This is a genomic window from Corynebacterium breve, assembly GCF_030252165.1.
Lineage (GTDB): Bacteria > Actinomycetota > Actinomycetes > Mycobacteriales > Mycobacteriaceae > Corynebacterium > Corynebacterium breve.
This window is the reverse complement of sequence record NZ_CP126969.1, coordinates 749,317-775,164: the sequence shown is the minus strand read 5'-3', so window position 1 is coordinate 775,164 and position 25,848 is coordinate 749,317. Positions and strand designations below refer to the sequence as shown.

Below are 25,848 nucleotides of genomic sequence, written 5' to 3'. Positions count from 1 at the left end.
ACTTAGTTATTGATAAATCTTGTTGCACAATGAAATGAAAGGCGGACGACCATGGCTGGTGGCCTCCTCGCCCTCTTAGACGACGTTGCTCTGATCGCACGCGCCGCAGCATCTTCAGCAGACGATGTTGCATCCCTTGCTGCGAAGACTTCGGTAAAAGCAGCAGGCGTTGTGATCGACGATGCTGCAGTCACCCCGCAGTACGTATCGGGTATCACCCCAGCGCGCGAGCTTCCGATGATCTGGCGCATCACCAAGGGATCCTTCGTTAACAAGCTCATTATCATTCTCCCAATCGCGCTATTGCTGTCGGAGTTTGCGCCGTGGATGCTCACGCCAATTCTGATGCTCGGCGGCACCTACCTTGCCTACGAAGGCGCGCACAAAATCGTGCACAAGCTGAGCCGCGACGAGCACGAAGCAGTGGAGAAAGCAGAGAACAAATCTGGTGCTGACGAAGACTCCATGGTGAAGTCTGCGATCATGACAGACCTGATCCTCTCCGCAGAGATCATGGTGATTTCCCTCAACGAGATCGCTGCTGAGGGCATCTGGATGCGTGCTGCTGTGCTCGCTGTCGTCGCGATCCTGATCACCGTCGCTGTCTACGGTGCGGTGGGCTTGTTGGTCAAGATGGACGACATCGGCTTGCACATGATTACCTCTGGCAAGAACGAGAAGCTGGGCCGAGCGTTGGTCAACGGAATGCCGATCGTGCTGTCTGTGATCGGTGTCGTAGGTACCATCGCGATGCTGTGGGTCGGTGGCCACATTATGGTCGTCGGATTTGAAGAATTCGGCTGGGCATGGCCATATGAAACGATTCACGGTTGGGAGAATGCCGTGGGTGGCGGCGCACTTGGTTGGTTTGCAAACACCGGCGGATCCTTCATTGTGGGCCTTATCTGGGGCCTCATCATCGTTGCGCTGCTGGCAGTAATCAAACTGCTCATTCCAGGGCGCAAGGATGACGACGAAGTTACCGCGCCTGTCGAGTCCCCAGCGGCGGCTTCTGCTGCTGGTTCTACCGCAACCGATCTAACCGAGCAGGACTAGCGACACCGCCATAACTGCCATACCGGCGATCATCCCGTACGTAGATGCGTGATGCTCGCCGGTTTCTTTTGCTGTCGGCAGCAGCTCGTCCAGCGAAATAAACACCATGATGCCGGCCACTCCTGCGAACGCGATTCCCATCGCCGCAGGCCCCATCACCGGCATCAGGATCAAAAAACCCACAAGTGCGCCGAGCGGCTCCGCAAGCCCTGACAGTGTGGCCCAGCCCCAGGCTTTCCACCGCGATCCGGTTGCCGCTCGCAGTGGTACCGCCACGGCGATGCCCTCGGGAATGTTATGGATGGCAATCGCGACAACAATCGGAATCGCCAGCGACGGCTCCTCCAGTGCTGCGATAAATGTCGCGAACCCCTCGGGGAAGTTGTGTAGCGCTAGCGCAACGGCGGTGAGCATGCCGGCCTTCATCATCCGCGCTCGTCGTGAAGCAAGCTTGTCTGCGTTGTGAAAGCTATCCGGCTCATGGGGATTGATTTCTTCTGGCACGAGCCGGTCAATTAGTGCAATGAGCGCGATCCCGGCGAAAAAAGCGATGGTACCGGCCCAGGCTCCCCCTTTGTCGCCCCAGATCTCGACGAGCGACTCCGTGCCTTTGGGCAAGATTTCAACCAGTGAGACAAAAACCATGACGCCCGCAGAAAATCCAAGCGCTGAGGCTGTAAATCTGCTCCCCGGCTCTTTGCGGATCACACCGATAGCCCCGCCGATGCCCGTGGCCAGACCTGCGAGCAACGTCATGCTAAAAGCGATCAAGATCTCCGAGAGCGAAAACATACCCCCAGCATATTGTTCAAGCGGTTGAACTTCAAGCTTTCCCTAGTTGGAAATTGTCTTGAGGAGTTTCAGTGCCACTATGCGGTTACCGCTGATCTCTACAACCTCGAGTTGGTAATGGATGCCAGGGGTGTCGTCGTCAGTGTCTTTGGTCAGAGTTGCGTCAATCCCCGCAACATCGCCGGTGACAGCAAGACGGCCCAATTTGGCCAGCATCCAGCCGGCAACCGTCTCGTAGGGGCCATCCTCCAAAGAAATCCCGGTGGAATCGCGGAAATCCTCTAGGCTGGTCGCGCCATCGATCAGTCGCGACTCGTGCAGCGCCATAACCGCCTTCTTCTCATCCTTGTCGTATTCATCCCAGATTTCGCCCACGAGCTCTTCCAGCAAATCCTCCAACGTGACCATGCCGTCGGTGCCGCCATATTCGTCGACAACGATGGCGATGTGGTGACCATCCGCCTTCATCTGCCCAAGCGCCTGGGGCACGCGTAACGACGACGGGAACTGCGCGATCGGACGGGCAATCTGACTCAATACGACATCATTTTCACCTCGCGCGGCATGCTCCAGCACATCGCGAACGTGGACAAAACCAAGGACCTCGTCAATCGATTCACGAAAGACTGGGTACCGCGAGTACGGCTGTCCCGAAATCTCTTGAGTAGCATCTCCCACAGAGAGATTCGCGTCGAACGCGACCATGTCGGAGCGATGCCGCATCACTTCACCGACCAGCTTTTCCCCCGCTTCGAATACATCATCCAGCATCTCGCGTTCGGCCGCTGCCAGCCCATCATGTGAGCTGACAATATCTCGAACCTCCTCCGTGCTCATCTCTTCCGTTCGAGCATCAGGATCGAAACCAAGCAAACGCAACAGGCCATTCGACGACGTATTAATTACCCAAATCACAGGCCGCATGAGTTGGGCGAACACCTTGAGTGGCGGCGCCACAATCAACGCGACGCCTTCCGCCTTTTGCATCGCAATCCGCTTGGGAACGAGCTCACCCAAAACAAGTGAGAGATACGACACCACAAGCGTCATGCCAACCAGCGCAACGCCATTTGCCCATGCTTCATTCAAACCCCAGCCAATAAGTACCGGAGCAATTTGGGGAGCTACCGTCGACGCGCCGAATGCTGAAGAAAAGAAGCCCGCAAATGTCACGCCGATTTGCACCGCGGACAAGAAAAGCCCCGAGTCACGGGCCAAGCCTGCCACAGTCTGTGCAGCGCCACTTCCCCGCTCGAGGCGTTTGATTTGTGATTCGCGGAGGCTGACCAATGCCATTTCTGTGGCCGCGAATACACCTCCTATCAGGACGAAGACCAAAACCAAGAGGAGGTTCAGAGCAATGCTCATGAGTTAGGTGTTCGCCTCCTCGGCGTGTTCGTCAGGCGTATTATCTGGCTTGTCTTGAGCCTCCAGAGCGCACCCATCTGGGCCACACGCTCCTGCCTCCGCTGCCCCCGAAGCTGCTACGAGTCCGGTAAAGGAAAAATTGTTTGTATCCACACAGGGAGTAACGTTTCACCATGAACCTTTGTTCCGTACGCTTTGATACATGACAACAAATGCTGCACGCGATTCGATTTCGGATTCCTCCGTGCACCCCGCAGACTCCCACGATGCCATCGTCGTTAGTGGTGCAAACGAGAACAATCTGCGTAACGTGTCCCTGACAATTCCCAAGCGGCGCCTAACGGTATTCGCGGGCTTGTCCGGTTCCGGTAAGTCGTCGTTAGTGTTTTCCACCATCGCCGCGGAGTCGCGTCGCCTGATCAATGAGACGTACTCGTCCTTTGTCCAGGGATTTATGCCGAGCATGGCACGGCCCGATGTCAATGCGCTCGAGGGAATCACCACCGCGATCATTGTCGATCAAGAGCAGATGGGTGCCAATATTCGCTCCACCGTGGGCACCGCCACCGACGCGACCGCCATGCTACGCGTGCTGTTTTCCCGTATCGCTGAGCCCAACGCAGGAGGCCCCGGCGCCTACTCCTTCAACGTGCCGTCCGTGTCAGGCGGAGGAGCCATGACGGACTCCCGTGGCAACAAGAAGGTGATCAAGAACTACAAGCGCACCGGCGGTATGTGTCCTAGGTGTGAGGGCACCGGCAGAGTCAGCCACATCGATGAAGATGCCGTTGTCGATCCTTCCCTTTCCATCAACGACGGCGCCATCCAAATTCCCGGTTACAAAGTCGACTCATGGTCGTGGCGACAGTATGCGGAGTCCGAGCTCTACCCGGCTGACGTTCCAGTCAAGGATTTCACCGAAAAACAACGCCACGATCTGTTGTACATGGAACCCACCAAAATGAAGTTCGCCGGAATCAATGCCACCTATGAGGGTCTGATTCCAAAAATCACCAAGTCCATGCTGTCGAAGGAACGTGAAGGGCTACAAAAGCACGTGCGCGAGTTCGTCGATAAGGCAGCTACTTTCATTGCGTGTCCGGACTGTGGTGGCACCAGGCTCGCAGCGCACGCGCTGGAATCCAAAATCAACGGGAAGAACATCGCAGAGTTGTGCGCGATGGAAGTGGCTGATCTAGCGGAATGGTTCCGCACCGTTGACGATCCGCAGGTTACGCCGCTGATCACCGCGTTACAAGAGACTCTGGACAATTTTGTCACCATCGGCCTGGGTTATTTAAGCCTTGATCGTGCGTCTTCTACTTTGTCCGGCGGAGAGGCGCAGCGCATCAAGATGATTCGCCACCTGGGCTCGGCACTCAGCGATGTCACCTACGTTTTCGACGAACCGACCGCCGGCCTCCACCCGCACGACATCGATCGCATGAACCAGCTGCTGATTCAACTGCGCGACAAAGGAAATACCGTCCTTGTAGTCGAACACAAGCCGCAAACCATTGAAATCGCCGACCGCGTCGTCGAACTCGGCCCTGGTGCCGGCAACCACGGCGGCGAGATTTGTTTCGAGGGCACCGTAGATGAGCTGCGCCACGCATCCACTGTCACCGGCGAGCACCTCAAAACCCGTTTTACACTCAAGCTTGACGACGACATCCGCTCCCCACAAGGATTCATCGAAATCCGCGGTGCCAGCACAAACAACTTGCGCAACATTGATGTCGATATTCCCCGCGGAGTTCTGACAGTGTTAACTGGCGTCGCAGGATCGGGAAAATCGTCGCTCATCGCTTCATTGCCTCACGATGACAACACCGTGTGGGTGGACCAAGCAAGCATCACGGGCTCTCGCCGTTCAAACCCGGCGACTTACACTGGGGCTCTAGAGCCGATTAGGAAGGCGTTTGCCAAAGAGCACGGCGTGAAGCCTGCGCTCTTCTCCCCAAACTCCGAAGGTGCCTGCCAAAACTGTAAGGGCGCAGGCGTGGTGTATGTAGACCTGGGTTTCATGCAGGGCACCGATGTCGTGTGCGAGGTCTGCGAAGGCAAACGATTCGACGAAGCCGTCCTTGAATACGAACTCGGTGGTAAAAACATCGCCGAGGTGTTGAACATGTCTGCCGAAACCGCGGTTGAGTTCTGCACAGACAACAAGATCCGGACAGCGGCAAAAACTTGTCAGCACCTGATCGACGTGGGGCTTGGATATATCACATTGGGCCAGCCCCTCTCCACTCTTTCTGGTGGCGAGCGACAACGCCTGAAACTGGCAAGCCACCTCAACGACAAAGCAACTCTTTACGTTCTCGACGAGCCCACAACGGGACTCCATGTGGCCGACGTACAAGCGTTGGTAAGCCTTTTCGACCGCCTCGTCGATTCTGGGGCTACAGTTGTAGTGATTGAACACCATCCGGGCGTCATTTCTCAGGCGGACCACATCATAGACGTGGGACCAGGGGCAGGGTCGCAGGGTGGACGCATCGTAGTTCAGGGAACTCCGACCACGGTGGCGCAGCACCCGGATTCCGTGACTGGTCGCTACCTGAACCTGAGTACTTAAACTAGGATTGCTTGAATAGGACAGCACACACCGCGACTTGCAGGAGGAAGAACTCTTCACTATGGACCTTCCCCACTACCTCATTGCTCCTTCGGCGCTAAACTACATGCGCCGGATCGAGGTAACCAACATCGTCCAAGCTGCTTTGTTCGGACATATTTCTCCGAGCAAGCAGGAAGTTCTTATCCCCGTTACATTGCTGCCCGATCAGCCGTCAGGCACCTGGCGTGTGCGCAGCGTCGTCGGAGTCATCGGCGAAATTGCACCCGAGATTCGCCAGAGCTATCCGGACATCGCTCGAGTGACTGGCTCGGGATTCCAGCCGGAAACCATCGCCGGGGTGCGCACTGACGAATCCGATGGCCAATTTCACGTCGACGTTTTCATGCCGCAGCCAGATCTGGCCGTCCCTCGCAACAACTCTCCCGGTGGCGTCCCTGTGCTTCCCCCCGGAGGGGTGTACATGGTGGATGCGGAACACGGAGAGTTTCCACCCCACCAATTAGCAGAGCTGTGCCCTGGTCAGTGGCTCGTGGGACTGACAGAAGTCGGTGGCGAAATTGTCGCATCACTGAACTCTCGAGTGCTCGGAACCATTACAACACCTGGTCGTGACGGTATTCGTAACATCGTGCGGACCGCTGTAGAGCAGACCGGATCACGCACCGTAGCAGCGCGTGGATATTTTGTCGATGGGGCCGTAGCTCTCGACGCCATGGTTCCACAAAATGACTGTGAGCAGGTATTTTCCCTCAGTGTCCCCGACACTCGCCCGGCGCCGTCATTCCATCTGGTCGAATACCCTGATGGGACCTGGGCTGTGACAGTTGAGCCTTCCGCTGCCGTTGATCCAACGGACATTACCGAGCCTGTTGAAGAGGCACGCTCCGTCGAGTCTCCGATGACTGAGAATGAGCAAGATCATGCAGAAGAATCCGCCGCACAACCCGAACCAACGGTCGCCGAAACCGATACCGTTGGACCTGACAGCTTTGGACCTGACAGCGTTGGATCGCCAGAGCCTGAACAAGCAGCAACACAAGAACCTGCTGCAACAGATCTCCCAGCAACGTCAGATTCCACCCCAGCCCATACAGTCGCATCCGGCCAAGACGACTCCTTCGACGGACGCTACCTCACCGAAATCGAAAAGGTCCGCGCACGCCGAGCGCGCCGTGCAACGGGCCAGCCACGACACGCAGCGCCGGAGGAAGACGACGACTTCAGGCCGCCACCGCCGACCGTCGGCTGACAGTTGGAAGAACTATGTCGTGCCAATGTTGTTGTTTTTCCTGATGTTGGCGCTCATGGTGTTCTCTGTAGTTTCAGGCTCGCTCTTATAATTCGCGTGCTGCATTTTCGGGGAGAGCCGACATAGCAAAAGCCGCTCCCTTGGTTTTCCAGGGAAACGGCTTTTGTCTATTCTTGTGGCTCTTCGGGCCGCCAACGACTCAGCCATCCACGGAGACTGAATGCATTTTCGTCGTCGTCCTGATCGACCTCTGCCTCGGCTGGAGCCATTTTATCGCCGCGGTCATCGTTTGGTGATTCTGCGTGGCGATCCACTGGACCATCTGGCACGGCCGTCAAGGATGCCTGTGCAGGCTGTTCCGACGATTCTTGCGATTGCCCTTCACCCTCGGCGGCGGTGGAATCTTCCTGAACTACGTCAGGAAGGACCGGGCCGCCTTCGAGTTGTGTTTCGGGCGGCTGCCCGTCCGCCGAGGGATCAGCTCAAGCGTATTTCTTAACTTCAGCGTTAACTACGGCGCGCAGCATCGCGAGGTTAGTGCCGCTGCTGTAGACAGCAGCGTAGAGGAAGTAGCGGTCCTCGAGCATACGAATAAGGTGAAGCTGATCGTCCAGAGTAAGCAGCATGTCAACAAGCTCACTAGTAATGTTCAGCGCCTTCATGGTCTTAAACTTCGCCTTAACCATTTCAGCGTTGTAGGCTGCTGCAATATCCAAGTCGAATTCCGGCACCTTGGTCGTCGACTCCAACGACATACCAGATGCAATATCGACAACGGAAGCACCGATGAAGCCATCGAGGTTCTGAGAAATGCCTTCTAGGAGCCCCTTGAGATCTTCTTGACGAGTCATGTAGTTCAAGTCCTTTCATTACCGGCCTGAGAGCCAGCATTTATCTGATGTAGTCCGACGCACTTCTTCTCAGCAGTCGAAAGTGGTTTTAAGGATACACTATAGAAGTTCTACCAAAGATACGCAGCCCCCTCCCCCTGCCGCATTAATTTACTAAGAAAGCGAATGATTACAACAGCAAGAGCTGGGACGATGACACGACAACCTGTGTTGTGTATACATTAGTTTTTTATGCGGGGGTAGTAAGAAAACCTTGCAATGTTTATTACAGGTAGTTACACTGGCTGTACCCTTACTTCAACGTGACAGTTCTCATAGCACGTCAGCGAGTAATCCTAACTTCATTTTCACCTCACGCATAGGCAAGGATAAGACTTTGGCGCAGGAACTCTACACCGACACACGCGAGTACACCGACGCGGATTTTACCGGCGATTTCATCCTCGATCCAGACCACACCACTGTCTCATTTACTGGCAAGCACGCCATGATCAGCTCTGTACACGGCCTCTTCGACGAATGGGAAGCAAAAGTTTCCATTGATGTTGCAAATCCAGAAAACAGCTGGGTAGAAGGCGCCGTCACTACCTCCTCCCTGTCGACTCGCCTGCCACAGCGAGATGCGCACCTCAAGAGCGACGACTTTCTCAACGTTCGCGAGTACCCGAACATGACGTTTGTTTCGACAGACTTCCAGATCCACGGAAGCGACACCGTTTACGTCACCGGTGACATGACCATTCGCGGAATCACCAAGCCAGTAGTATTCACCGTACGCATCACTGGCACTGACACAGACCCGTTTGGCAACTACCGCCTCGGCTTTTCCGCTCGCACTACATTCAACCGCCAGGACTTCAACATGAAGTTCAATACCCGTCTCGACTCCGGTTCCCTGTTCGTTGGTAACGAGGTTTCCGTTTCCGTTGACGGTTCCGCCATCCGTACCAGCGCAACCATCTCCGCTGACTCAGGGCACGCAGCCGTTTAACGGGCAACACTTCAGCGCACGTCACCGTCCACGCTAAGCGCGGATTGACGAGCGTCGCCGAACAGCGCTCAAAATCGCCAGCGCCGATTCGGGTACAAAAGAATCATGAGCACCCATCATCATTCCGAAACTAAAGTTCCTGGCGGAAAGCTCGTCGTTGCCGACGTGGTCACCGACGAAGGGGTTATCGCTGATGTCAAAATTTCCGGCGACTTCTTTCTTGAGCCAGATGAAGCGTTCGAGGCCATCGGGCCCGCGCTTGAGGGAGCATCGCTTCACGACGACGCGTCCATCCTCGCCAACCGGCTCGACGCCGCCCTGGCTGAGTACGATGACTTAGCATTGCACGGATTTACCACTCGTGATGTCGCCCAGGTTGTCCGCCGAGCAGTGACCGATGCAGTGGATTTCACCGACTTAGAGTGGGAAGTTATTCACCCAGGACCACTGCCTACAGCCATGAATGTGGCACTTGACGAGCTTCTACTCAATCAAATTGATGCCGGCGAACGTGGTCCCACACTTCGCTTCTGGGAATGGGACGATCGCGCCACTGTAATCGGCTCCTACCAGTCCTACGCCAACGAGCTCTACCCAGAAGGCGTGAAGAAGCACGATATCCAAGTAGTTCGTCGAATGTCCGGTGGTGGTGCAATGTTCATGGAGGGTGGCAACTGCATCACCTATTCCCTCTATGTACCAAAGGCACTTGTCGCGGGATTGTCTTATGAGGAGTCTTACGAGTACCTCGACCGTTGGGTTCTCGCTGCACTGGCCGCCCACGGAGTCAACGCTTGGTATGTGCCGATCAATGACATTACCTCCGACGGGGGAAAGATCGGCGGCGCAGCGCAAAAGCGCAAAGGCAAGTCAGTTCTGCACCATGTGACCATGAGCTACGACATCGACGCCGACAAAATGTTGGAGGTCCTGCGCATTGGCAAAGTCAAGATTGCAGACAAAGGAATCCGCAGCGCAAAGAAGCGCGTCGACCCGCTCCGCCGCCAAACCGGTGCGTCTCGCGAGACAGTGATCGAGACGATGATCGATACGTTTAAGAACCGCTACGGTGCGAAAGACGCCGAACTTAGCCAAGACGATCTGAATGCGGCAGAAGTTTTGGTGCGCACCAAATACTCCACCGAAGAGTGGACCCACCGCGTCCCGTAGATCTCCTTACCCCGCGAGCCAACCACCATCAACTGGAATAACTGCGCCGTTTACGTAACTAGCTGCGTCGGACAACAGAAATACAATAACGCGAGCTAATTCCTCCGGCTGGGCCGAGCGAATCGACGACTGGTGGACCGGTGTGATCGCATCCATCCCATGATCGGGGTCGATCGAAAACGGATCAAAGCCACTAGCAAGGTTTGTCGAGGCACTTCCGGGACCGATGAGGTTTACTCGGATACCGTCTTTCGCATAGATGTAAGCGGTGTTGCGCGTCAGACCCACCAGGCCGTGTTTAGCCATCGTGTCTGCAACGCCAGAAGCTCCGCCTCGGAATGATGCCTCTGCCCCAAGATTCACAATCGCCCCTCGCTTAGCTTCGCGCATGTGTGGCAATACTGCGCGAATCATCTTGAACGGAGCAACAAGGTTGACCGCAAGGGAGCGTTCCAAGGTGGCATCGTCCACGTAAGCCGCGCCCGCGAAATTGTCCATGACGCCAGCGTTATTCACTAAGCACAGGGTTCCGCCTAGATCGATGGCACGCTCGACGGTTGCATCGATGATGCCTTGGTTGGTGATGTCCCCTCGAATCGCCTTCGCTTGTCCTCCGAGGGCGGTGATGTCGTCGACAAGCGTCTCTACAGTGTCCGCAATATCGCACGCCACTACGTACGCGCCTCGCGCTGCAAGCTCGAGGGCTGTGGCTCTACCGATCCCAGAGCCAGCGCCGGTGATGATTACGGTGAATCCGTCGAAATCATTGTGTGTCATGATGTGAAGCCTCCTTTGATTTCAACCGTATGCATTGTGCCTGGAAAATTCAGGAGCAATTAGATGCCAAATGCTGGGTCGTAAACGACTTGACCTGTTGGATAATCAAGCGAAACGTCCCCTAGCTTTAGAATCATCAAAGCCTCTTCCGGAACTTCGATCGATAGTGAAATCCCCCGCTGCACGGCTGGTTGAAATCCAAAACGCGGATAGTATTCGGGATGCCCAAGCACAATGACGAAGCATTCGCCCAGTTGTTCGGCCTTTTCAAGAAGTGCTCGGATCACTGCAGTTCCCACCCCTTGATGCTGATGCTCTCTAAGCACAGCACAGGGTGCCAAAGCAAGCGCGCTGTGGCCCCCGATATAGCACCGAGTAGCCAACGCATGGCCGATGACTTTGCCGTGAGACTCTGCGATTACCGAGAATTCAGGAATCCATGATCCACTGCGTCGAAGCTTGTCGACGAGTTCCGCCTCGCCTCGCCCCGGAAATGCATCGAGGTTGACCATGCGGATCTGGTCGACGTCACTGGGGACTTCTGGGCGCACGGAAAAAGCGTTGGCCGAATTCACCAAACGAATCTTACTCGTCAGCTTTTGCCCCTGTAGGGAAATTCGGAATGCGTACTATGCAAACCCAAACCCGAGCAATATGCATTGCCTATGACAGACCTGTCGCTGCACTATAAATCGTGACATCCCATCACAAAGATTACCTCCATTACTACCCCCGTAAAGCAAACGCCGTGAAGTTTCTCCGCCCAATCAACCGGCCCCCAGAGCCTTATAAAAATGAAACATTTCCCATTATTGTATCGACATCCATATCGCCGGCCCCATTGGAGCGTCGGTTTAGTACAAAAAGACAACAGCGAAACCGGGACGCCCAGCGGGTGTGCTCAGGTGAGAAGTTAAAGATTCGACATCCTCGCGAATGAGTAGCGACCACCTCCTGCTGGCTGGCCGACACAAAGGAAGAATCACCCACTAGTTGGGGAGAACTTGCGGGCACACCTGCTCAAATAAAACATTTCCCATACTTTCTACCGCTTTTGTCCATATAGGTTTAATGACTCTGGTGCGCGCTTTCGGGAGCAGTATTTGCGCAACCACGGAACCGTCAAGCACCGGCGAACCAAGGACAGTAGACACGCCGTATGACCATCAACTCATCGACTTAAGATCTGAACACTCAAGTTGATAACATACTGATATGACTTTGATTCGTATCAGCACCGCCGCGCATCTTCTTGGTGTTTCCGATGACACCGTGCGTCGCTGGGTTTCCCAAGGAAGGCTCGAAGCAGAAAAGGATTCTTCGGGTCGCAGCGCCATTCACGGCGCGGATCTTGCCAAGGTCGCACAGGAAATCGCTGCTGAGAAAGACATCGACTCCCTCGATCCACACGCTAACAAGCGCTCCGCCCGTAACCATCTCACAGGTCTGGTAACCAAAGTGACCTCCGATTCGGTCATGAGCCAAGTAGAGATGCAGTGTGGTCCATTCCGTGTTGTGTCGCTGATTTCCACTGAAGCTGTTGAGGATCTTGATCTCAAAGTGGGCTCCCTTGCCACCGCTGTAATCAAGTCGACAAACGTTACAATTGAAGGCGCACAGAACTAGTTTTCACTGACCCTGGGAGCTGACTATTTCATCTAAAAAGGTGTCGTTTCTCGACCACGCAACTTCCGCAACTCTCCGCGCACATCCCCTCACATACGCACCAGTGGGAGTCTCTCACCCCGAAGCTGCCACTTCGCTTCCTCGGCTCAGTTGTAGCAGGGTACTGCCCACTAAGGATTTCGACACTGTCACCAATCGGCTACTCTCTTGGTCGGTGCAGCGATCATTCTTCTCCGTCCGGGTTTCTGACCTCCCGCTGCAACTGGATTCGGTAATCATGATGAAGCTAGGAGTGGGACGACTTTCCAAGGAATTTGGGTGCCGAGTTGTCGCACTTATCGACGAAGCGCACTGTCGCGGATTCGCCTACGGGACGTTGCCAGGGCATGTGGAATCCGGTGAAGAACGCTTCGTCGTTAAGCAGGCCCCAGATGGCACGCTGACTCTGCATATCGATGCTTCCTCTGAGCCTGCTACGTGGTGGTTGAAGGCCGCGCGGCCCATCGTGGATGCGACGCGATGGGCGATCGTCAGGGTGTTTTACCTGAGGAGTCTTGATCGCGATTAGGTCGCTGGATTCACCTGGACGGTGATCACGTCAAGGTTTGCAGCCTTCTCCCGCAAAGCGCTGTTGATCTTGTCCGTCACGCTTTGAATCTCACGGGCGGTCGAGCTGCCTGCCACGGTGACCAGAACGTCAGCCTCCATGCGATGCCCCAACCAACGCGCGCGTACCCGCTCGACTGCAACGATCCCAGGTACGTGTTCCACCGCATGATGCATCGCTTCCATGAGTTCTGAATCGACGCCATCGAGAATGCGCCTGATGACGATTCGCAGGGAATTGAACATGGTGCCAGTAATCACAGCTGCGATGAGAAGTCCCGCAACCGCATCGGCGCGTTCAAACCCGAGCCACACACCGACGACGCCGAGCACCACTGCGATGGAGGTTAGCCCATCTGCGCGCGCATGCTGCCCCTCTGCGATCAATGCCGCAGATCCAATGCGCTGGCCGGTGCGAATTCGGTAAATGGCGACGATCTCGTTACCCAAAAAGCCAACCAACCCTGCTGCGAATACCCAGCCCAGGTGGCTAAGCTCAGGAGGCGAGGCCAGGGCCATCAGTGACTCAACGACGATCAGCACGATGGTCAAAACAACGACGAGGGTGACCAATAGTCCTGCAAGATCCTCGATACGCTTCAAACCATACGGGTACTGATGTGTTGGCTTGCGCCGACTCAAGTAGAAAGCCATCAGCAACGGGATCGTGGTTACTAGGTGCCCAAAGTTGTGGATCGTGTCCGCCAGCAATGCCAGAGACCCCGAAATCCAGACGATAATCAACTGTGCTGCCGCAGTGGCTCCCATGCCTAACAATGAAATCCACGCAGTTTTGATGCCTTCTTGGGTAGATTCCTCCGCAGTGAGTATCTGCTCTGCGGCATCGTGAGAATGTGGTGTCAGGGCGTGCTTGATTTGTCCCCACACCCCGAGATCATCATGCGAATGATGCTCGTGTTCATGGTCATGGTCGTGGCTCATTGTTGTCCGCCTGTGTACTTGTGGTGGGCTGGTTCCGGATACAGTAGGTGCTCCGCGTTGTACACCGCATCAGTAACCAGTCGTTCTACGTGCTCATTAACATTTCGGTAGAAGATAAATTGCGCTTCCCGACGCGACTCCACAAGCCCTGCAAGTCGCAGTTTGGCAAGGTGTTGCGATACAGCGGGGCCTGGTTTGTCCACCCGTTCCGCCAAGTCGTTGACTGTAAGTTCCCTCCCGCGCAGCTCCCATAAGAGCCGCAACCGAGTTTCATTGGCCAGAAGCCCCAAAGTCTGAACTGTGGCATCCACCAATTCCGCCGACAACGCCTGCTTCTTCGTATCTGCGTTCATATGCATATACTAACACGTGGCTGATGGGCCTAACTCCGGATCGCGCACTAAAGCCGCGCTTATACTGGGATTATGGTCGAGCTACTTCTGCTATCCATCCCTACGATCGCCTACATCGTGTTCATGACGACCAAGCGATCACTCCCCCGAAGCCAAGCGCTGAAGAACACGGGCATCACGAGTGGTACACCAATCTCCTACCTGTGGGCAGTGGCGATTCTTCTGGGCATATGCGCGCTGACATGGGTGTTGTCATTCTTCATTGATAGCCATCTGCTCGACCAGCCCGGGGTTGTCGTCGGCCACGCAACGTCGATTATCGCGGTGGTCGGAGTGATCTTTCGCGCTTTCGGCGAAGAGATCTTTTTCCGTGGTTTTCTAGGTGGCCTTTTGGTTCGCCGCTTTGGATTCACACTTGGCAACTTTTTCCAAGCAGTCATCTTCTTCTTGCCACACCTGATGTTGCTTGCCGTTAGTGTTCAGGTTTGGCCACTGCTGATCCTGCAGTTCATTTCCGGCTGGCTCCTCGGCTGGCTTCGCCACGTATCAGGATCGGTCCTTCCCGCTGGTCTTGTCCACTCCGCGACGAACCTGCTCGCGCCGTTATTCCTTGCCTAGGTACAGTTTCCACCAGCTATGACGCACACTCGAAAACCTCGCCACCCGAAAAAGCGGATCGAGGGCGAATTCCCTATCGACACCGGTACCGCCCGAATTATCGCCGACCCACATCGTGACGGATCCTACGTTCTAGAAATCAACGATGTTCCTTCTTCTCAGGTCATCCTGGGTGCTCCCCGCGTCCTCGTGTTTCCCTACATGCACTGGATTGCCGCGGCCATTGAACCGGTCATCACCAAGCGTCCGCTGGCCCATATCGTCCACCTGGGCGGGGCTGGCTGCGCATTGCCAAGCTACTGCGTGGACAAATGGCACGCTACGAGGAATACTGTGGTCGAAATCGACGGGAAACTCGGTGAACTTGTCCGGTGGGCTTTTTCGCTTTCCGACGATCTCCTCATCGACATCAATGAAGCCCGCAACGCCACCCACGCTTTGGAACCGGGGGATGTCGACGTGCTGATCCGTGATGTCTTTGCCGGCCCTTCCACACCCCGCCACGTGACAACTGTGGGGTTCTTCCAAGCAGTAAAACGCGCACTTGCACCTGGCGGGCTGTACATCGCGAACTGTGGTGATCGGGAGGGTCTTCCCGGCGCGCGGGAAGAACTCGCCGGGATGCTCAAGGTTTTCGACTATGTTGGCGCAATCGGACCAGCCGAAATGTTGGGCGGTCGCGCATACGGGAACATCATCCTGTGGGGCTCCGACACTCCTTTGGACTATATCGGTGCAGAATCTCACCGTGATTGTGATTGGGCACGTGAGATCACCGCCGGCGTTGCGCCTCGTCGTGACTAGCCCAACTCGGTGAGCTCCTGGATGTTTGGACGCCACAGCACTGCGCGCTCCGCGGTAACTTCCTTGAAATGTCCCGAAGTGACCTCGTCCAGAGCCTTCATGTACTCCGGCACAATGCCACGCGGAATACGCAAACCCACGGTTAAATGAGGAGTCCACCTCCGCCCCCTGCCATCCGGATTCAGTGCGCTGAGCTCGCGGGCCGCTTCCTCGAGCAACGGATCGGCCTCGAGCAGCCACGCGATTGTCTGCTTACTCTTGGTACCAAAGACAACCACTCCGACCCGCGCCATCGTGGACGGCATCAAGGCTGGCAGAAGCTCTTTCGCCTTGTCGACGACCACCTGATCCATCCGCGGCGAAAACGTCACCGTGATGTGCGGTGTTTGGTTCTGTTGTGGTAGCCCCCGCGCGTGCAACTCAGCAAAAACCTGCCGGATGTATGCGTCTTGTTCTTCCGGCAGGCGCAGCAAAATATTGTCGGGCGACATGGCCTCTACTGTAGATCACCCAGTTTTATTTCCGCGTGGACAATCGAAGGAATGGCGATATGCTTGTTCAAGATCTAACTCATAAGGTCGCAACTTGAATCGGCCTGAGTTTTGTGGAGACTACGGGTAAAAGCCTTACTGGGCTTTTCGGGTGGTGTTGAATTCCTCGTAGTCCTGCTCGTATTCGATCGGGGGAACGTCACCGATCGACGAGTGCAGACGCTGGTGATTGTACCAGTAGACCCACGAGGCCGTTTCCGTTTCGACCTCCCGGGCATCCCTCCATGTGCGTGCGGGATCGACGTCGATGAGCTCAGTCTTGTACAGCCCGATCGTCGACTCCATCATCGCGTTGTCCAGAGCATCACCGACCGAGCCGATCGAGCCCTGGAGTCCGGCGTCTGCCAGCGCGTCGGTAAACGCCAGCGACGTGTACTGGACCCCAGCGTCCGAATGGTGAACGATGCCGGTGGCGGTGAAATCCATGCGGGTGCGTCTGCGACTGAACAACGCGTGTTCCAGGGCTATGAGCACCATCCTAGTGTCCATCACCGTGGTGACGACCCAGCCGAGGACCTGCCGCAAGTAGGCGTCGACGATGAAGGCGACGTAGCAGAATCCCTCCCGCGTCCAGGCGTAGGTGAAGTCCGCGATCCACCACTGATCCGGATGCGACGGATACCTCCACCGACGGCCTATTCAGTCCGGGTGCCGGCGGTGCGCAGGATTGGCCACGGTCGTCTTCTTGCGGTGCATCCCGCGGGACACACCGCGGATGCCGGTGATCTTCATCAGCCGTTCCACCTGGTCACGACCAATAAGCATGCCGTCACGGATGGCTGCTTTCCAGAGCTTGCGCCGGCCATAGACCTTGCGGTTGTCCTCCCACAGTCGGTAGATGCGGTGGGCGGCGTACGCTTCGTCGAGTTCGGCTCCGGTGGGGCCGAAGCCGCGGGACTGGTGCGCGTAGAAGGTGCTCGGGGCAATCGCGATGCCGTGGGCAGTCAAGGTTTCGCAGATTGGCCAGACCCCGAAGCGGTTCCGGTAGGTGCGGATGAAATCCACGACTACCGAAGTTTGCGGTCGAGCTCCGCTTGGGCGAAAAAAGCTGACGCCGTCTTGAGGATCTCATTGGCTCGTCGCAGTTTGGCGACTTCCTTGGCCTGCTCCTCGTAGGCAGCCTGGAGCTGCTCGTAGGACAGGGAGCCGGGCTGGGGTGCTTGTTCCTGCTTTTCCTGTTTTCGGATCCAGTTGCGCAGGGTGGATTCCTTTACGCCGAGCAGTTCGCCGATCTCTCGGCGGGCGGCTGCCTTGGAGATGTCGCCGTCTTCGAGACGTTCGAAGTACATACGTACCGCGCGTTCTTGGGTGGCGGTGTCGTACTTGCTGGGCCGTGCCATGATGCTGATCGTCCTCCTAGGGTAAAACCTAGTCTCCGACCAACCCAGGCCGCCGCAACTCGCCTACCTCACTGACTTGAAGGGCACCTGGGATGCTACAAATCCGTTCCGCCGCTCGCATTGCAGCAGCCGCAGTTACTGTTACCGGTGCGCTCGTACTCACTGCATGCACCGGCGACGGTGCCCCTGTGACTATGACGCTGACCACCACCGTGCCACCAGAGGACGCCGGCGAAGAGGCTGACAATAGCGCCGCCAGCGTTCAAGAAGAGCCCGAACAGGCCACCGGGGGAAATGACTTTTCAGCCCTGGCCGACACCTATCGTGCAGTCGTAGCGGATCCCGGCGCGTATCCAGTAAATCCTGCTGCGGATTATGTTCCGGATGGCACGTACGAATACACCGTCGTTGAGGCGACAGGTGATGATCGACCAGAACTACTGATCAAGGTGGGCAGTAAGGAATTTTCACCGGTAATGGTTTTTACTACTGGAAATTCTGTCGATGATGTCATCCACTCCGACGATGTCTTGATTTGGGGTGCGCGTTCGGCGGGTGGCAGTCGAGCCAATCTCTACGGCACTTCCGATGGCAACGGTCTGATTGAAATGGGCTACCAGTCAGTGAGCCAAACAGGTGATGCGCAACGATACGTTTTAGAAGGCAAGAAGCTAGTGAAGTCGGGCGAGTCGAAGATCCAGTCAGTGTCAGCCGGCCCGAACGATGGCTTTCGCTTGGAATGGTACAAGACAACTGATCCTTCCGGCATTGATGCGCTGGCTACTGGCAATATCTCGCAGGCTGCCCCAGGTGAGGCCGCCCCAATGGACGATGGGCAGGTTCGTTTGACCGGTACGGTGACGGTGCGAAACACAGCCGAGGCCTTGAAAGGCGCGCCTGTTCCCAACGGTGAACCGGCCGACAACAGGTATTACATTTTGGTTTTGGATGAACCTCAAGAAATCACTGGACCTAAAGCAGGTGACCGCATCACTAAGTCGGTCGCCGAAGTTAAGCTTGGCGAGAAAACTAAGTACACTGACGACTCGGCTGAGTGGGAGCCACTCGTAGGGTCGCGCATCACACTCACACCTGGCGATCAAAGCGGCTGGCCAAGCGATACGACGATCCCATTGGGCTTGTACATCGTCAGCCCATACTCAAATCTCGAGGTCCACTAAGCCGCCACCGGTACTTCAGAAAAGGAACTGACCGACGCCGCAGTGCACCACTGCGAAATATTTGTCATGACTTTTTTACGATAAATAGGCACACTGGAGTGCATGTCTTCTGAAGCACCCAAGGTCCGCCCCGAATGGAAAGCGTGGATTCGTCGACACAGCGTCCACTATTTGAAAGATCCCAACATCACCTCTGTCGGTATCGGCTACAAGATTGTCGACGGCAAAAGGACGGATGCGCTCTGCTTTCAGTTCACGGTTCGAGAGAAAGTCTCAGGCCCTGAACTCGAAACTTTGGGCACCTCTTTGATTCCGGAGATGGTCGATTCTTCAGGAGTCCAGCTCATCACCGATGTAGTACAGCGCTCCTACGAGCTGGCTTACCAAGTTGTTCCAGAAGCATTTGACGACGACCGCCGACGTCGCATCGACCCACTCGTACCTGGTGTAAGCATCTCCCACCCCACCGTTTCTGCGGGAACACTCGGTGCAATCGTTTACGATCGCTCCACTGGGCAACCGGCCGTGCTGTCTAATTGGCATGTCCTCCACGGACCAGAAGGCCACATCGGCGATACCGTCCTCCAGCCGGGCACCCATGACGACAACAGCCAAGCAGGCAATCAGTTTGGCACCTTGCTGCGTTCTCACCTTGGTGCCGCGGGCGATGCGGCACTCGCCAGCATCAGCCAGCGCGGCTTCAACACAGACATCATGGAGCTGGGCGTTACCCCAGCTGAAATCGCCGATCCCGAGCTTGACGATAAGGTCATCAAATCAGGGCGCACCACCGGTGTCTCACACGGAGTGGTCACGCGAGTGGAAACAATGGTGTCACTGGATTATGGAGGCTCCATCGGCGAAAAGTCCATCGGCTGCTTCGAGATTGAGCCGGACCCTCGGCATATCAAGGCTTTCGACCAGCTCAGTGACGGTGGTGATTCCGGTTCAGCCTGGATGTTCAAAGCCGGAAACGGTCACACATCTAATGTCATGGGCGGGCTGCACTTCGCCGGTTCTGACACGCCGGACACCGAAACAGCCCTTGCCTGCTACGCCTCGTCGGTACGCGACAAGTTGGAATTTTCGCTGGACTCCGAGAACGCGCAACAGGCCGCGCTGGAGAAGGCACTGGGCTTCGATCCGGCCTTTCTCGCATCCGAGGTTGCCGTTCCAGACATGAGCCCCGAGCTTATCGACGACGCCGTCACCCTCCACGACTCAACAACCATCGACTACACACACTTCAGCCTGGCACAGTCGCAAAAGCTAAAGTTTGCTCGCTGGGTTGCCTGGAACGTCGATGGCGGAAATATCCAGCGCCTTAGCCGGAAAGGGATCTCGTTCAACTACGATTCGCGCTTCTCACGCGAGTTCCAGGCCGGCGATGACCTGTACAAGGGCAACGATCTTGACCGCGGTCATATCGCCCGGCGCGCGGACTTGACCTGGGGAAATCGCGAAGAAGCGATGAAAGCCAACCGCGATTCCTTCACTTTTACCAACATCGCACCCCAGATGAACACCTTCAACCAATCCAGCCGCGACGGTGTCTGGGGCGAGCTCGAAGATTCCCTCTTCGCCGCTGTCGAGGTAGATAAACTCCGCATCTCTGTCATCGGCGGGCCTGTGTTCAAAGAATCTGACCGGATTTACCGGGGTTATTCCATCCCACGGGAGTTCTTCAAGATCATCTACTACGTCACAGAGGACGAACTCCGAGCGCAGGGCTTCCTGTTGTCACAGGACTTGGCCGATCTAGAAATCCTCAATCTGGACAAATTCAACACCCACCAAGTGCCACTTGCCACCATCGAAGAGCGAACGGGCCTCGCGTTCACTACTCCGGCGCAACAAGGCCCAGCGCTGGAGTCCATCCAGGTCATCGACCACGTTGGACAGATCCAGTGGTAGAAAAGACTACGGTTTACGCACCAGCACGACGCGATCCGTTGTGTGCCCCGCGCCTCGACCGTGCGACACATGGCGTTCGCGGTCCTCGCTAATCACTACGTTCCAGCCGGCCTGGTTCGCGAGGTGCTCAATGTGATCCGGCATCACCATCGTCGCAAAGTGTGGATGTGACTCCATTGTTTCGGTATCGATCACATGATGAACAAAGAGCAGGTGACCGCCCGGGGCCACAAGATCGAGCAGCTTTTCTTCTCCCTGGCCCCGGGTAATTGCCGGGTACATTGCGACGACGAGGTCGAATCCCCCGTCCAATGTGGCTTCTTGCACACCGGCAACGAGCCAATTCACGCGGCTATGTTCGTCGTGAAGCTTTGCACGTTCAATGGCAACCTTGGAAGGATCGATCGCGGTGACCTCCCAACCACGGTCTGCGAGCCACAAAGCGTCGGCACCTTCGCCACAACCTACGTCCACGGCGGTGCCTGGGGTGAATTCCTCGACTAGAGCGACAAGCGAACCGTTTGGGTTGCCACTCCACATGCGATCGCTTTCCGAGTAGCGCTCGTCCCACTCCGCGGCGTTTGTTTGGGGATCATATTCATTAGTCATGCGTCACATCCTAGCCTGCCCGCACACTGGCTGATCTACGATGGAGTTAGACCCTCCCCTTTTAAGGATCACAGCCATGAAACGCGCATTGAAATGGATTGGAATCTTCATCGGAGTACTCGTACTCCTGCTGGTCATAGCTATGATCGCGTTGATGATCTGGAAGCCTTGGGCACCTAGTTTCGATGTTGCAGAGCCCGGGGATGGTGGCCAACGCATCACCGAAGATGGCCTGCTGGCCAACTACTACCCGGCTGAAGCCAACTCCCCGGCAATCTTGGTGCTTGGTGGCTCCGAAGGTGGCCTGAGCGGTGGCACAGACGCAATCGCGCAAACGCTGAACGACGAGGGCTTTACGACGATGGCCTTGTCCTATTACGGTGCCGCTGATCAACCCCAGATCATGGAAAATCTTCCCTTGGAGTACTTTGACACCGCGCTGTCGTGGCTTAGTGAACAGCCGGAGGTCAATCCCGATGCCGTAGGAATCTTTGGAGGATCCAAGGGTGCCGAGGCCGCGCTGCTGATTGCCAGCCGCGACACGTCGATCAAGGCAACAGTGGCGGCTGCCCCTTCGCACGTAGTGTGGGCGGGAATCGACATGGCCAAACCGTGGGCGATGGCGAAGCTGGGTTCGACGTGGTCGGCCGATGGAGAGCCACTTCCCTACGTGCCTTACGGTGGACAACCTTCGTCCAGGGAAATCGCCGACATGTACCGCGCATCCCTCGTTGCCGCGCCCGATGCGGAAGAGAAGGCAGTAATTCCCGTGGAGAACTCTGCCGGCCCGGTACTCATGACGTGTGGTGAGGACGATACCCTGTGGCCTGCTTGCGACATGGCGCGCAAGGTAGAGGCCCGCGCGAAGGAACACGGCGGGCCGGAAGTCACCGTATTGGCTTATCCCGACGCTGGGCATCTAGTTCAAGGGCCACCTGCGAAGCCCAATAGCGACCATTACAACAACCTCGATATACTCGGTGGAAGCATCGAAAGCAACCAGGCGGGTCTAGAAGATAGCTGGCCGCAGGTGGTCGAGTTTTTCCACGCTGAGCTGGGTTAACCGCTATCAGGCGCAGCATTGGAGCCTACCTTCCATGCGCAGCTCACTCGTAGAGCAGTTGCCGGTGATAACGCCAACCTAAACACGTTTGGCAAATCGCACAGACTTGGCGTTGTATACGGGCCTTTTCATTGGCTGTGCAGCTCGCGCTGCAAGCCTGAGCCGCTGCTACGCCCTTGAGATCCCCCTCCCGTAGTACCTCAAAAGATACTGCACTTGTAGTACGAGGTGACTGCGTTAGGGGGACGTTTTACTTTCCCAATCTTGGTTTGATTTTTCTTAGTCAGCCAAGGCCCAATTAGTACTCCGCATGGACCCGCGCATGAAGGCCGTTTGCTCGATCCACCCGCGGACGAAGTCGTCGATCAGGGAGTACCGTTTACTGTTTCAGCATCAATGGAGGAAATCCCGGACGAGACGGCTGGCCCATATCCCGGCGAAGGCTCTCGCACTTGGCCCCGATTAGATCGCCGGTACTCCTTTGATTACACGCGAAATCGAAAGGCTCACTGAGAGGGAGCTAGAGGTGCTCATCGCGGTAGGCCGTGGACTGTCCAATCAGGAAATCGCAACAGACAAGTTTATCTCACCGCATACGGCAAAGACCCACGTTAACCGGATCATGACTAAAGTCGGAGCGCACGATCGTGCTCAGCTTGTGATCCTCGCGTACGAGAGTGGATTAGTCGTTCCTGGCCAATAGGCGTGGAAATACCACAATTGTGGGCACCTCTTCTGTAGCGATCGCTATTGCTTAGCTCGCCGTCGCGAGTGTGTTTCAGATCGCTCTCGGCGACGCAACTCCGCTTAGACGTTGAACTTGAAATCGCAGATGTCGCCGTCCTGCATGACGTAGTCCTTGCCTTCCATGCGAACCTTGCCCTTGGAACGGGCCTCGGCCATGGAGCCAAGTTCATCAAGGTCAGCGAACGACACGATCTCGGCCTTGATAAAGCCCTTTTCAAAGTCCGTGTGGATCACGCCAGCAGCCTGAGGCGCGGTATCGCCCTTGCGGATCTGCCACGCGCGGGATTCCTTTGGACCAGCGGTCAGGTAAGTCTGAAGGCCAAGTGTGTTGAAACCAGCCTTGGCCAACGTCTGCAGACCCGGTTCGGTCTGGCCGACTGATTCTAGGAGTTCAGCGGCGTCTTCGTCGTCAAGCTCGAGCAGTTCAGTCTCTGTTTGGGCATCAAGGAAGACAGCGTCGGCCGGAGCAACTAGATCGCGCAATTCCTGCTTCTTCGCGTCATCGGTAAGCACAGACTCGTCGGAGTTGAATACGTAGAGGAAAGGCTTGGCCGTCATCAAGTGCAGGTCACGCACGAGGTCGAGATCGATTTCGCCGCTTTTCGAGGCAGAGAACAAGGTGCGATCATCTTCTAGGATGGCAAGCGCCTTTTTGGCTTCCTCAACTGTTGGAGCCAACTCCTTGTCTTTCTTCGCTTCTTTCTCCATGCGAGGCAGTGCCTTTTCGATGGTCTGGAGGTCAGCGAGGATCAACTCGGTATTGATCACCGAGATGTCTTCCTTGGGGTCAACCTTGCCATCGACGTGGATAACATTCTCGTCGGAGAATGCGCGAACCACTTGGCAGATCGCGTCCGCTTCGCGGATATTGGCCAAAAACTCATTACCCATGCCTTCGCCCTCGGAAGCGCCCTTGACAATGCCTGCAATGTCAACGAAAGACACAGTCGCAGGAAGAATGCGCTCGGATCCGAAGATCTCCGCGAGACGGGTCAAACGCTCGTCGGGAAGCTCAACAACGCCGACGTTTGGCTCGATGGTGGCGAACGGGTAGTTCGCAGCGAGAACGTCGTTGCGTGTCAGCGCATTGAACAGGGTCGATTTACCAACGTTGGGCAGTCCAACAATTCCAAGAGTAAGGCTCACGGCCCCCAATCCTATCCCACACCTGCTTTCGAAAGAGGAATAGGGCAATATAGATAAGGTGACTTCCCAAAGCAACACCCCCGAGCACGTTGTCAATGCGCAATTGCCCGTTGATGACGAACTCGATGACCTCGCGGAGTCCTTCGCTGCGGAGCGGCCCGACCAAGTCGACCGTTCCATCGTCCTCAACGGCTGGATTAAATCGCTGGCGATGTTTGCGCTGCGACTTTTGATCATCGCTGTATTTGCCTATGCACTTTGGTACGTGGTCAAGACCCTGTGGGCAGGCATCCTGCCGGTCATTCTGGCAATCATCATTTGCACGGTGCTGGCGCCGCCTACTACGTGGATGCGCAAAATCGGCATCCCGTCAGGGCTTGCGGCGCTTGTTTCAATTTTGATTTTCTTTGCCACCGTGGCTTTTTTGGTCTTCCTGATCGCGCCTGACATCGCGAGCCAATCCCAGTTCCTCTACCTCCAAGCGTTTGAGGGAATTCAGCGCCTGCAGCTCTGGGCTCAAGGTCCCCCGCTAAATGTTGATGGCAGCGATCTACAGCAGGTCATCGATGAAATCGCGGCGTGGTTGCAAGAACAGGCCGGCACGATCGCAGGTGGAATCTTCTCCGGCATCGGCACCGCTACATCGATCGTGGTCACGTTAGGTGTGGTCCTAGTCCTGACGTTCTTCTTCCTCAAGGACGGCTACAAATTTCTCCCCTGGTTGCGTTCTGCCACCGGGCGTCGCGTCGGTTTGCATGCCACCGAGCTACTCACTCGAGCTTGGAATACACTCGGCGGGTTTATTCGTGCTCAAGCGGTTGTCTCGCTTGTCGACGCCCTCTTCATCGGTGTCGGCATCGCCATTGTCGGGGTCCCGATGGCGTTCACACTCGCTGTGATCACCTTTATCGCCGGGTTCATTCCGATCGTCGGCGCTGTTGTCGCTGGTGCACTCGCAGTCCTCGTCGCCTTGGTTTCGCTGGGTTTTACCGAGGCAGTCATCGTATTGGTGATCGTCTTGGCCGTACAGCAGATCGAGGGCAACGTCCTCTCCCCGATGCTCCAATCAAAGGCTATGAACCTGCATCCGGTGATCGTGCTGGTCTCGGTCACTATCGGCGGTGGCATGTTCGGCTTGATCGGATCCTTCTTGGCGGTGCCGGTAGCCGCGATGATCGCCGTCGTATTCCGCTACATCCAAGATATGACGGCGATCCACGCAGGCGAGAAGGATGCCGACGAGTTGGCCTTTAGCACCGAGGAAGGCGAGCTAGTCGCGCGAATCAGTGAGGAAGAAGCCTTCCACCAGCGAGAGAAGTGGCGCGAGAAGCTGGGGTGGGTGCCCACCGCCATTCCCGAAGAGTCCGCGTCTTCCTCCGGCTCGCTTAACGACGACAAACTCGATGACCTCACAAGCAGCGCTCAACGCCAACCGCGGTTCACCCTTTCATCACCCAAAATCAAACGTTTATTCGATCAATTGCGGAACCGTTCCAAGTGATGTCGTGAC

The 25,848-nt window shown here is 56.2% G+C and carries 26 protein-coding genes, 1 pseudogene and 1 other annotated feature; of the genes and pseudogenes, 14 read left to right on the top strand and 13 right to left on the bottom strand.

The annotated features are described in order from the left end of the window. Nucleotides 1–51: 51 nt before the first annotated feature. A complete protein-coding gene (locus tag QP027_RS03880; RefSeq protein WP_284826141.1) occupies nucleotides 52–1,056 on the top strand; it encodes a DUF808 domain-containing protein in 1,005 nt (334 codons plus the stop codon). Here QP027_RS03880 and zupT read toward each other — a convergent pair. The 3 genes from zupT to QP027_RS03865 are packed head-to-tail and all read right to left on the bottom strand — an operon-like array spanning nucleotide 1,039 to nucleotide 3,369. Then, nucleotides 1,039–1,848 (bottom strand): zinc transporter ZupT, encoded by an 810-nt coding sequence (gene zupT / locus QP027_RS03875; protein WP_284826139.1) that lies wholly within the window; start codon nucleotides 1,846–1,848, stop codon nucleotides 1,039–1,041. The genes QP027_RS03880 and zupT overlap by 18 nt on opposite strands. A 42-nt stretch (nucleotides 1,849–1,890) precedes the next feature. Beyond that, nucleotides 1,891–3,216, bottom strand: a complete 1,326-nt coding sequence (locus QP027_RS03870; protein ID WP_284826138.1) for a hemolysin family protein — start codon at nucleotides 3,214–3,216, stop codon at nucleotides 1,891–1,893. A gap of 3 nt (nucleotides 3,217–3,219) precedes the next feature. Further along, entirely contained in the window at nucleotides 3,220–3,369 is a 150-nt protein-coding gene (locus QP027_RS03865) for a hypothetical protein (protein ID WP_284826137.1), read from the bottom strand. Between the two features lie 49 nt (nucleotides 3,370–3,418). On the opposite strand from QP027_RS03865, the gene QP027_RS03860 reads away from it, so the two are divergent. Further along, on the top strand, nucleotides 3,419–5,797 hold the full coding sequence (locus tag QP027_RS03860) for an ATP-binding cassette domain-containing protein (protein WP_432418608.1): 2,379 nt from the start codon (nucleotides 3,419–3,421) through the stop codon (nucleotides 5,795–5,797). A 61-nt stretch (nucleotides 5,798–5,858) separates the two neighbouring features. Next, nucleotides 5,859–7,049, top strand: coding sequence for a hypothetical protein (locus QP027_RS03855; protein ID WP_284826135.1), 1,191 nt, complete (start codon nucleotides 5,859–5,861; stop codon nucleotides 7,047–7,049). Between the two features lie 167 nt (nucleotides 7,050–7,216). Here QP027_RS03855 and QP027_RS03850 read toward each other — a convergent pair whose 3' ends face one another. Continuing rightward, nucleotides 7,217–7,378 (bottom strand): hypothetical protein, encoded by a 162-nt coding sequence (locus tag QP027_RS03850; protein ID WP_284826134.1) that lies wholly within the window; start codon nucleotides 7,376–7,378, stop codon nucleotides 7,217–7,219. A 153-nt stretch (nucleotides 7,379–7,531) separates the two neighbouring features. Continuing rightward, on the bottom strand, nucleotides 7,532–7,900 hold the full coding sequence (locus QP027_RS03845) for a roadblock/LC7 domain-containing protein (RefSeq protein ID WP_284826132.1): 369 nt from the start codon (nucleotides 7,898–7,900) through the stop codon (nucleotides 7,532–7,534). Between the two features lie 376 nt (nucleotides 7,901–8,276). Here QP027_RS03845 and QP027_RS03840 point away from each other — a divergent pair, with 376 nt between their 5' ends. Both QP027_RS03840 and lplB read left to right on the top strand, forming a co-directional pair. After that, nucleotides 8,277–8,891 (top strand): YceI family protein, encoded by a 615-nt coding sequence (locus QP027_RS03840; RefSeq protein ID WP_284826130.1) that lies wholly within the window; start codon nucleotides 8,277–8,279, stop codon nucleotides 8,889–8,891. 105 nt (nucleotides 8,892–8,996) lie between these two features. Then, nucleotides 8,997–10,061, top strand: coding sequence for a lipoate-protein ligase small subunit (gene lplB, locus QP027_RS03835; RefSeq protein WP_284826128.1), 1,065 nt, complete (start codon nucleotides 8,997–8,999; stop codon nucleotides 10,059–10,061). Between the two features lie 6 nt (nucleotides 10,062–10,067). On the opposite strand, the gene QP027_RS03830 is transcribed toward lplB, so the two are convergent. Both QP027_RS03830 and QP027_RS03825 read right to left on the bottom strand, forming a co-directional pair. Next, nucleotides 10,068–10,838, bottom strand: coding sequence for an SDR family NAD(P)-dependent oxidoreductase (locus QP027_RS03830; protein ID WP_284826127.1), 771 nt, complete (start codon nucleotides 10,836–10,838; stop codon nucleotides 10,068–10,070). Nucleotides 10,839–10,897: 59 nt separating this feature from the next. Then, the gene (locus QP027_RS03825; RefSeq protein ID WP_284826125.1) at nucleotides 10,898–11,413 is read right to left on the bottom strand and encodes a GNAT family N-acetyltransferase; all 516 of its coding nucleotides are present in this window, start codon (nucleotides 11,411–11,413) and stop codon (nucleotides 10,898–10,900) included. 640 nt (nucleotides 11,414–12,053) lie between these two features. Between QP027_RS03825 and QP027_RS03820 the strand changes: the two genes are divergently transcribed. Then, the gene (locus tag QP027_RS03820) at nucleotides 12,054–12,464 is read left to right on the top strand and encodes a TOBE domain-containing protein (RefSeq protein ID WP_284826124.1); all 411 of its coding nucleotides are present in this window, start codon (nucleotides 12,054–12,056) and stop codon (nucleotides 12,462–12,464) included. A 40-nt stretch (nucleotides 12,465–12,504) separates the two neighbouring features. Then, the gene (locus QP027_RS03815; RefSeq protein WP_349293177.1) at nucleotides 12,505–13,032 is read left to right on the top strand and encodes a DUF1990 domain-containing protein; all 528 of its coding nucleotides are present in this window, start codon (nucleotides 12,505–12,507) and stop codon (nucleotides 13,030–13,032) included. Here QP027_RS03815 and QP027_RS03810 read toward each other — a convergent pair. Both QP027_RS03810 and QP027_RS03805 read right to left on the bottom strand, forming a co-directional pair. Then, nucleotides 13,029–14,012: a cation diffusion facilitator family transporter gene (locus tag QP027_RS03810; protein WP_284826121.1), complete on the bottom strand. Its 984-nt coding sequence runs from the start codon at nucleotides 14,010–14,012 to the stop codon at nucleotides 13,029–13,031. The two genes, QP027_RS03815 and QP027_RS03810, sit on opposite strands and share 4 nt — an antisense overlap. Continuing rightward, nucleotides 14,009–14,365, bottom strand: coding sequence for an ArsR/SmtB family transcription factor (locus QP027_RS03805; protein WP_284826120.1), 357 nt, complete (start codon nucleotides 14,363–14,365; stop codon nucleotides 14,009–14,011). Before QP027_RS03805 ends, QP027_RS03810 begins: the two co-directional genes overlap by 4 nt. A gap of 72 nt (nucleotides 14,366–14,437) precedes the next feature. On the opposite strand from QP027_RS03805, the gene QP027_RS03800 reads away from it, so the two are divergent. Both QP027_RS03800 and QP027_RS03795 read left to right on the top strand, forming a co-directional pair. After that, entirely contained in the window at nucleotides 14,438–14,983 is a 546-nt protein-coding gene (locus QP027_RS03800; RefSeq protein ID WP_284826118.1) for a CPBP family intramembrane glutamic endopeptidase, read from the top strand. 18 nt (nucleotides 14,984–15,001) lie between these two features. Further along, on the top strand, nucleotides 15,002–15,787 hold the full coding sequence (locus QP027_RS03795) for a spermidine synthase (protein WP_284826116.1): 786 nt from the start codon (nucleotides 15,002–15,004) through the stop codon (nucleotides 15,785–15,787). Here QP027_RS03795 and QP027_RS03790 read toward each other — a convergent pair. Together QP027_RS03790 and QP027_RS03785 are read right to left on the bottom strand one after the other, a co-directional pair. Continuing rightward, nucleotides 15,784–16,278, bottom strand: a complete 495-nt coding sequence (locus QP027_RS03790; RefSeq protein WP_284826115.1) for a 2'-5' RNA ligase family protein — start codon at nucleotides 16,276–16,278, stop codon at nucleotides 15,784–15,786. The genes QP027_RS03795 and QP027_RS03790 overlap by 4 nt on opposite strands. A 135-nt stretch (nucleotides 16,279–16,413) precedes the next feature. Next, nucleotides 16,414–17,678, bottom strand: a pseudogene (locus QP027_RS03785) (IS3 family transposase). Next, nucleotides 17,257–17,388: a sequence feature (AL1L pseudoknot), on the bottom strand. Its footprint overlaps the pseudogene before it by 132 nt. A 92-nt stretch (nucleotides 17,679–17,770) precedes the next feature. On the opposite strand from QP027_RS03785, the gene QP027_RS03780 reads away from it, so the two are divergent. Both QP027_RS03780 and QP027_RS03775 read left to right on the top strand, forming a co-directional pair. Continuing rightward, a complete protein-coding gene (locus tag QP027_RS03780) occupies nucleotides 17,771–18,859 on the top strand; it encodes a hypothetical protein (protein ID WP_284826113.1) in 1,089 nt (362 codons plus the stop codon). A gap of 102 nt (nucleotides 18,860–18,961) precedes the next feature. Further along, nucleotides 18,962–20,773, top strand: coding sequence for a DNA/RNA non-specific endonuclease (locus QP027_RS03775; RefSeq protein WP_284826112.1), 1,812 nt, complete (start codon nucleotides 18,962–18,964; stop codon nucleotides 20,771–20,773). Between the two features lie 6 nt (nucleotides 20,774–20,779). On the opposite strand, the gene QP027_RS03770 is transcribed toward QP027_RS03775, so the two are convergent. After that, nucleotides 20,780–21,382: a class I SAM-dependent methyltransferase gene (locus tag QP027_RS03770; protein WP_284826111.1), complete on the bottom strand. Its 603-nt coding sequence runs from the start codon at nucleotides 21,380–21,382 to the stop codon at nucleotides 20,780–20,782. A 76-nt stretch (nucleotides 21,383–21,458) separates the two neighbouring features. Here QP027_RS03770 and QP027_RS03765 point away from each other — a divergent pair, with 76 nt between their 5' ends. Next, the gene (locus QP027_RS03765; RefSeq protein WP_284826109.1) at nucleotides 21,459–22,445 is read left to right on the top strand and encodes an acyl-CoA thioester hydrolase/BAAT C-terminal domain-containing protein; all 987 of its coding nucleotides are present in this window, start codon (nucleotides 21,459–21,461) and stop codon (nucleotides 22,443–22,445) included. 481 nt (nucleotides 22,446–22,926) lie between these two features. Then, nucleotides 22,927–23,148 carry a response regulator transcription factor gene (locus QP027_RS03760; protein ID WP_432418607.1) on the top strand — a complete coding sequence of 74 codons (222 nt, stop codon included), beginning with the start codon at nucleotides 22,927–22,929 and terminating at the stop codon, nucleotides 23,146–23,148. A 104-nt stretch (nucleotides 23,149–23,252) separates the two neighbouring features. Here QP027_RS03760 and ychF read toward each other — a convergent pair whose 3' ends face one another. Then, nucleotides 23,253–24,338, bottom strand: a complete 1,086-nt coding sequence (ychF, locus tag QP027_RS03755) for a redox-regulated ATPase YchF (protein WP_284826106.1) — start codon at nucleotides 24,336–24,338, stop codon at nucleotides 23,253–23,255. Between the two features lie 103 nt (nucleotides 24,339–24,441). Here ychF and QP027_RS03750 point away from each other — a divergent pair, with 103 nt between their 5' ends. Then, nucleotides 24,442–25,839, top strand: a complete 1,398-nt coding sequence (locus QP027_RS03750) for an AI-2E family transporter (RefSeq protein WP_284826907.1) — start codon at nucleotides 24,442–24,444, stop codon at nucleotides 25,837–25,839. Nucleotides 25,840–25,848 lie beyond the last annotated feature (9 nt).

Coding starts and splice junctions, on each gene's coding strand:
- QP027_RS03765 (WP_284826109.1), top strand. CDS start 21,459: ATGAAACGCGCATTGAAATGGATTGGAATCTTCATCGGAGTACTCGTA.
- QP027_RS03780 (WP_284826113.1), top strand. CDS start 17,771: ATGCTACAAATCCGTTCCGCCGCTCGCATTGCAGCAGCCGCAGTTACT.
- QP027_RS03860 (WP_432418608.1), top strand. CDS start 3,419: ATGACAACAAATGCTGCACGCGATTCGATTTCGGATTCCTCCGTGCAC.
- QP027_RS03810 (WP_284826121.1), bottom strand. CDS start 14,012: ATGAGCCACGACCATGACCATGAACACGAGCATCATTCGCATGATGAT.
- QP027_RS03800 (WP_284826118.1), top strand. CDS start 14,438: ATGGTCGAGCTACTTCTGCTATCCATCCCTACGATCGCCTACATCGTG.
- QP027_RS03855 (WP_284826135.1), top strand. CDS start 5,859: ATGGACCTTCCCCACTACCTCATTGCTCCTTCGGCGCTAAACTACATG.
- QP027_RS03830 (WP_284826127.1), bottom strand. CDS start 10,838: ATGACACACAATGATTTCGACGGATTCACCGTAATCATCACCGGCGCT.
- QP027_RS03770 (WP_284826111.1), bottom strand. CDS start 21,382: ATGACTAATGAATATGATCCCCAAACAAACGCCGCGGAGTGGGACGAG.
- QP027_RS03790 (WP_284826115.1), bottom strand. CDS start 16,278: ATGTCGCCCGACAATATTTTGCTGCGCCTGCCGGAAGAACAAGACGCA.
- QP027_RS03845 (WP_284826132.1), bottom strand. CDS start 7,900: ATGACTCGTCAAGAAGATCTCAAGGGGCTCCTAGAAGGCATTTCTCAG.
- QP027_RS03880 (WP_284826141.1), top strand. CDS start 52: ATGGCTGGTGGCCTCCTCGCCCTCTTAGACGACGTTGCTCTGATCGCA.
- QP027_RS03775 (WP_284826112.1), top strand. CDS start 18,962: ATGTCTTCTGAAGCACCCAAGGTCCGCCCCGAATGGAAAGCGTGGATT.
- QP027_RS03820 (WP_284826124.1), top strand. CDS start 12,054: ATGACTTTGATTCGTATCAGCACCGCCGCGCATCTTCTTGGTGTTTCC.
- lplB (WP_284826128.1), top strand. CDS start 8,997: ATGAGCACCCATCATCATTCCGAAACTAAAGTTCCTGGCGGAAAGCTC.
- QP027_RS03795 (WP_284826116.1), top strand. CDS start 15,002: ATGACGCACACTCGAAAACCTCGCCACCCGAAAAAGCGGATCGAGGGC.
- QP027_RS03870 (WP_284826138.1), bottom strand. CDS start 3,216: ATGAGCATTGCTCTGAACCTCCTCTTGGTTTTGGTCTTCGTCCTGATA.
- zupT (WP_284826139.1), bottom strand. CDS start 1,848: ATGTTTTCGCTCTCGGAGATCTTGATCGCTTTTAGCATGACGTTGCTC.
- QP027_RS03805 (WP_284826120.1), bottom strand. CDS start 14,365: ATGAACGCAGATACGAAGAAGCAGGCGTTGTCGGCGGAATTGGTGGAT.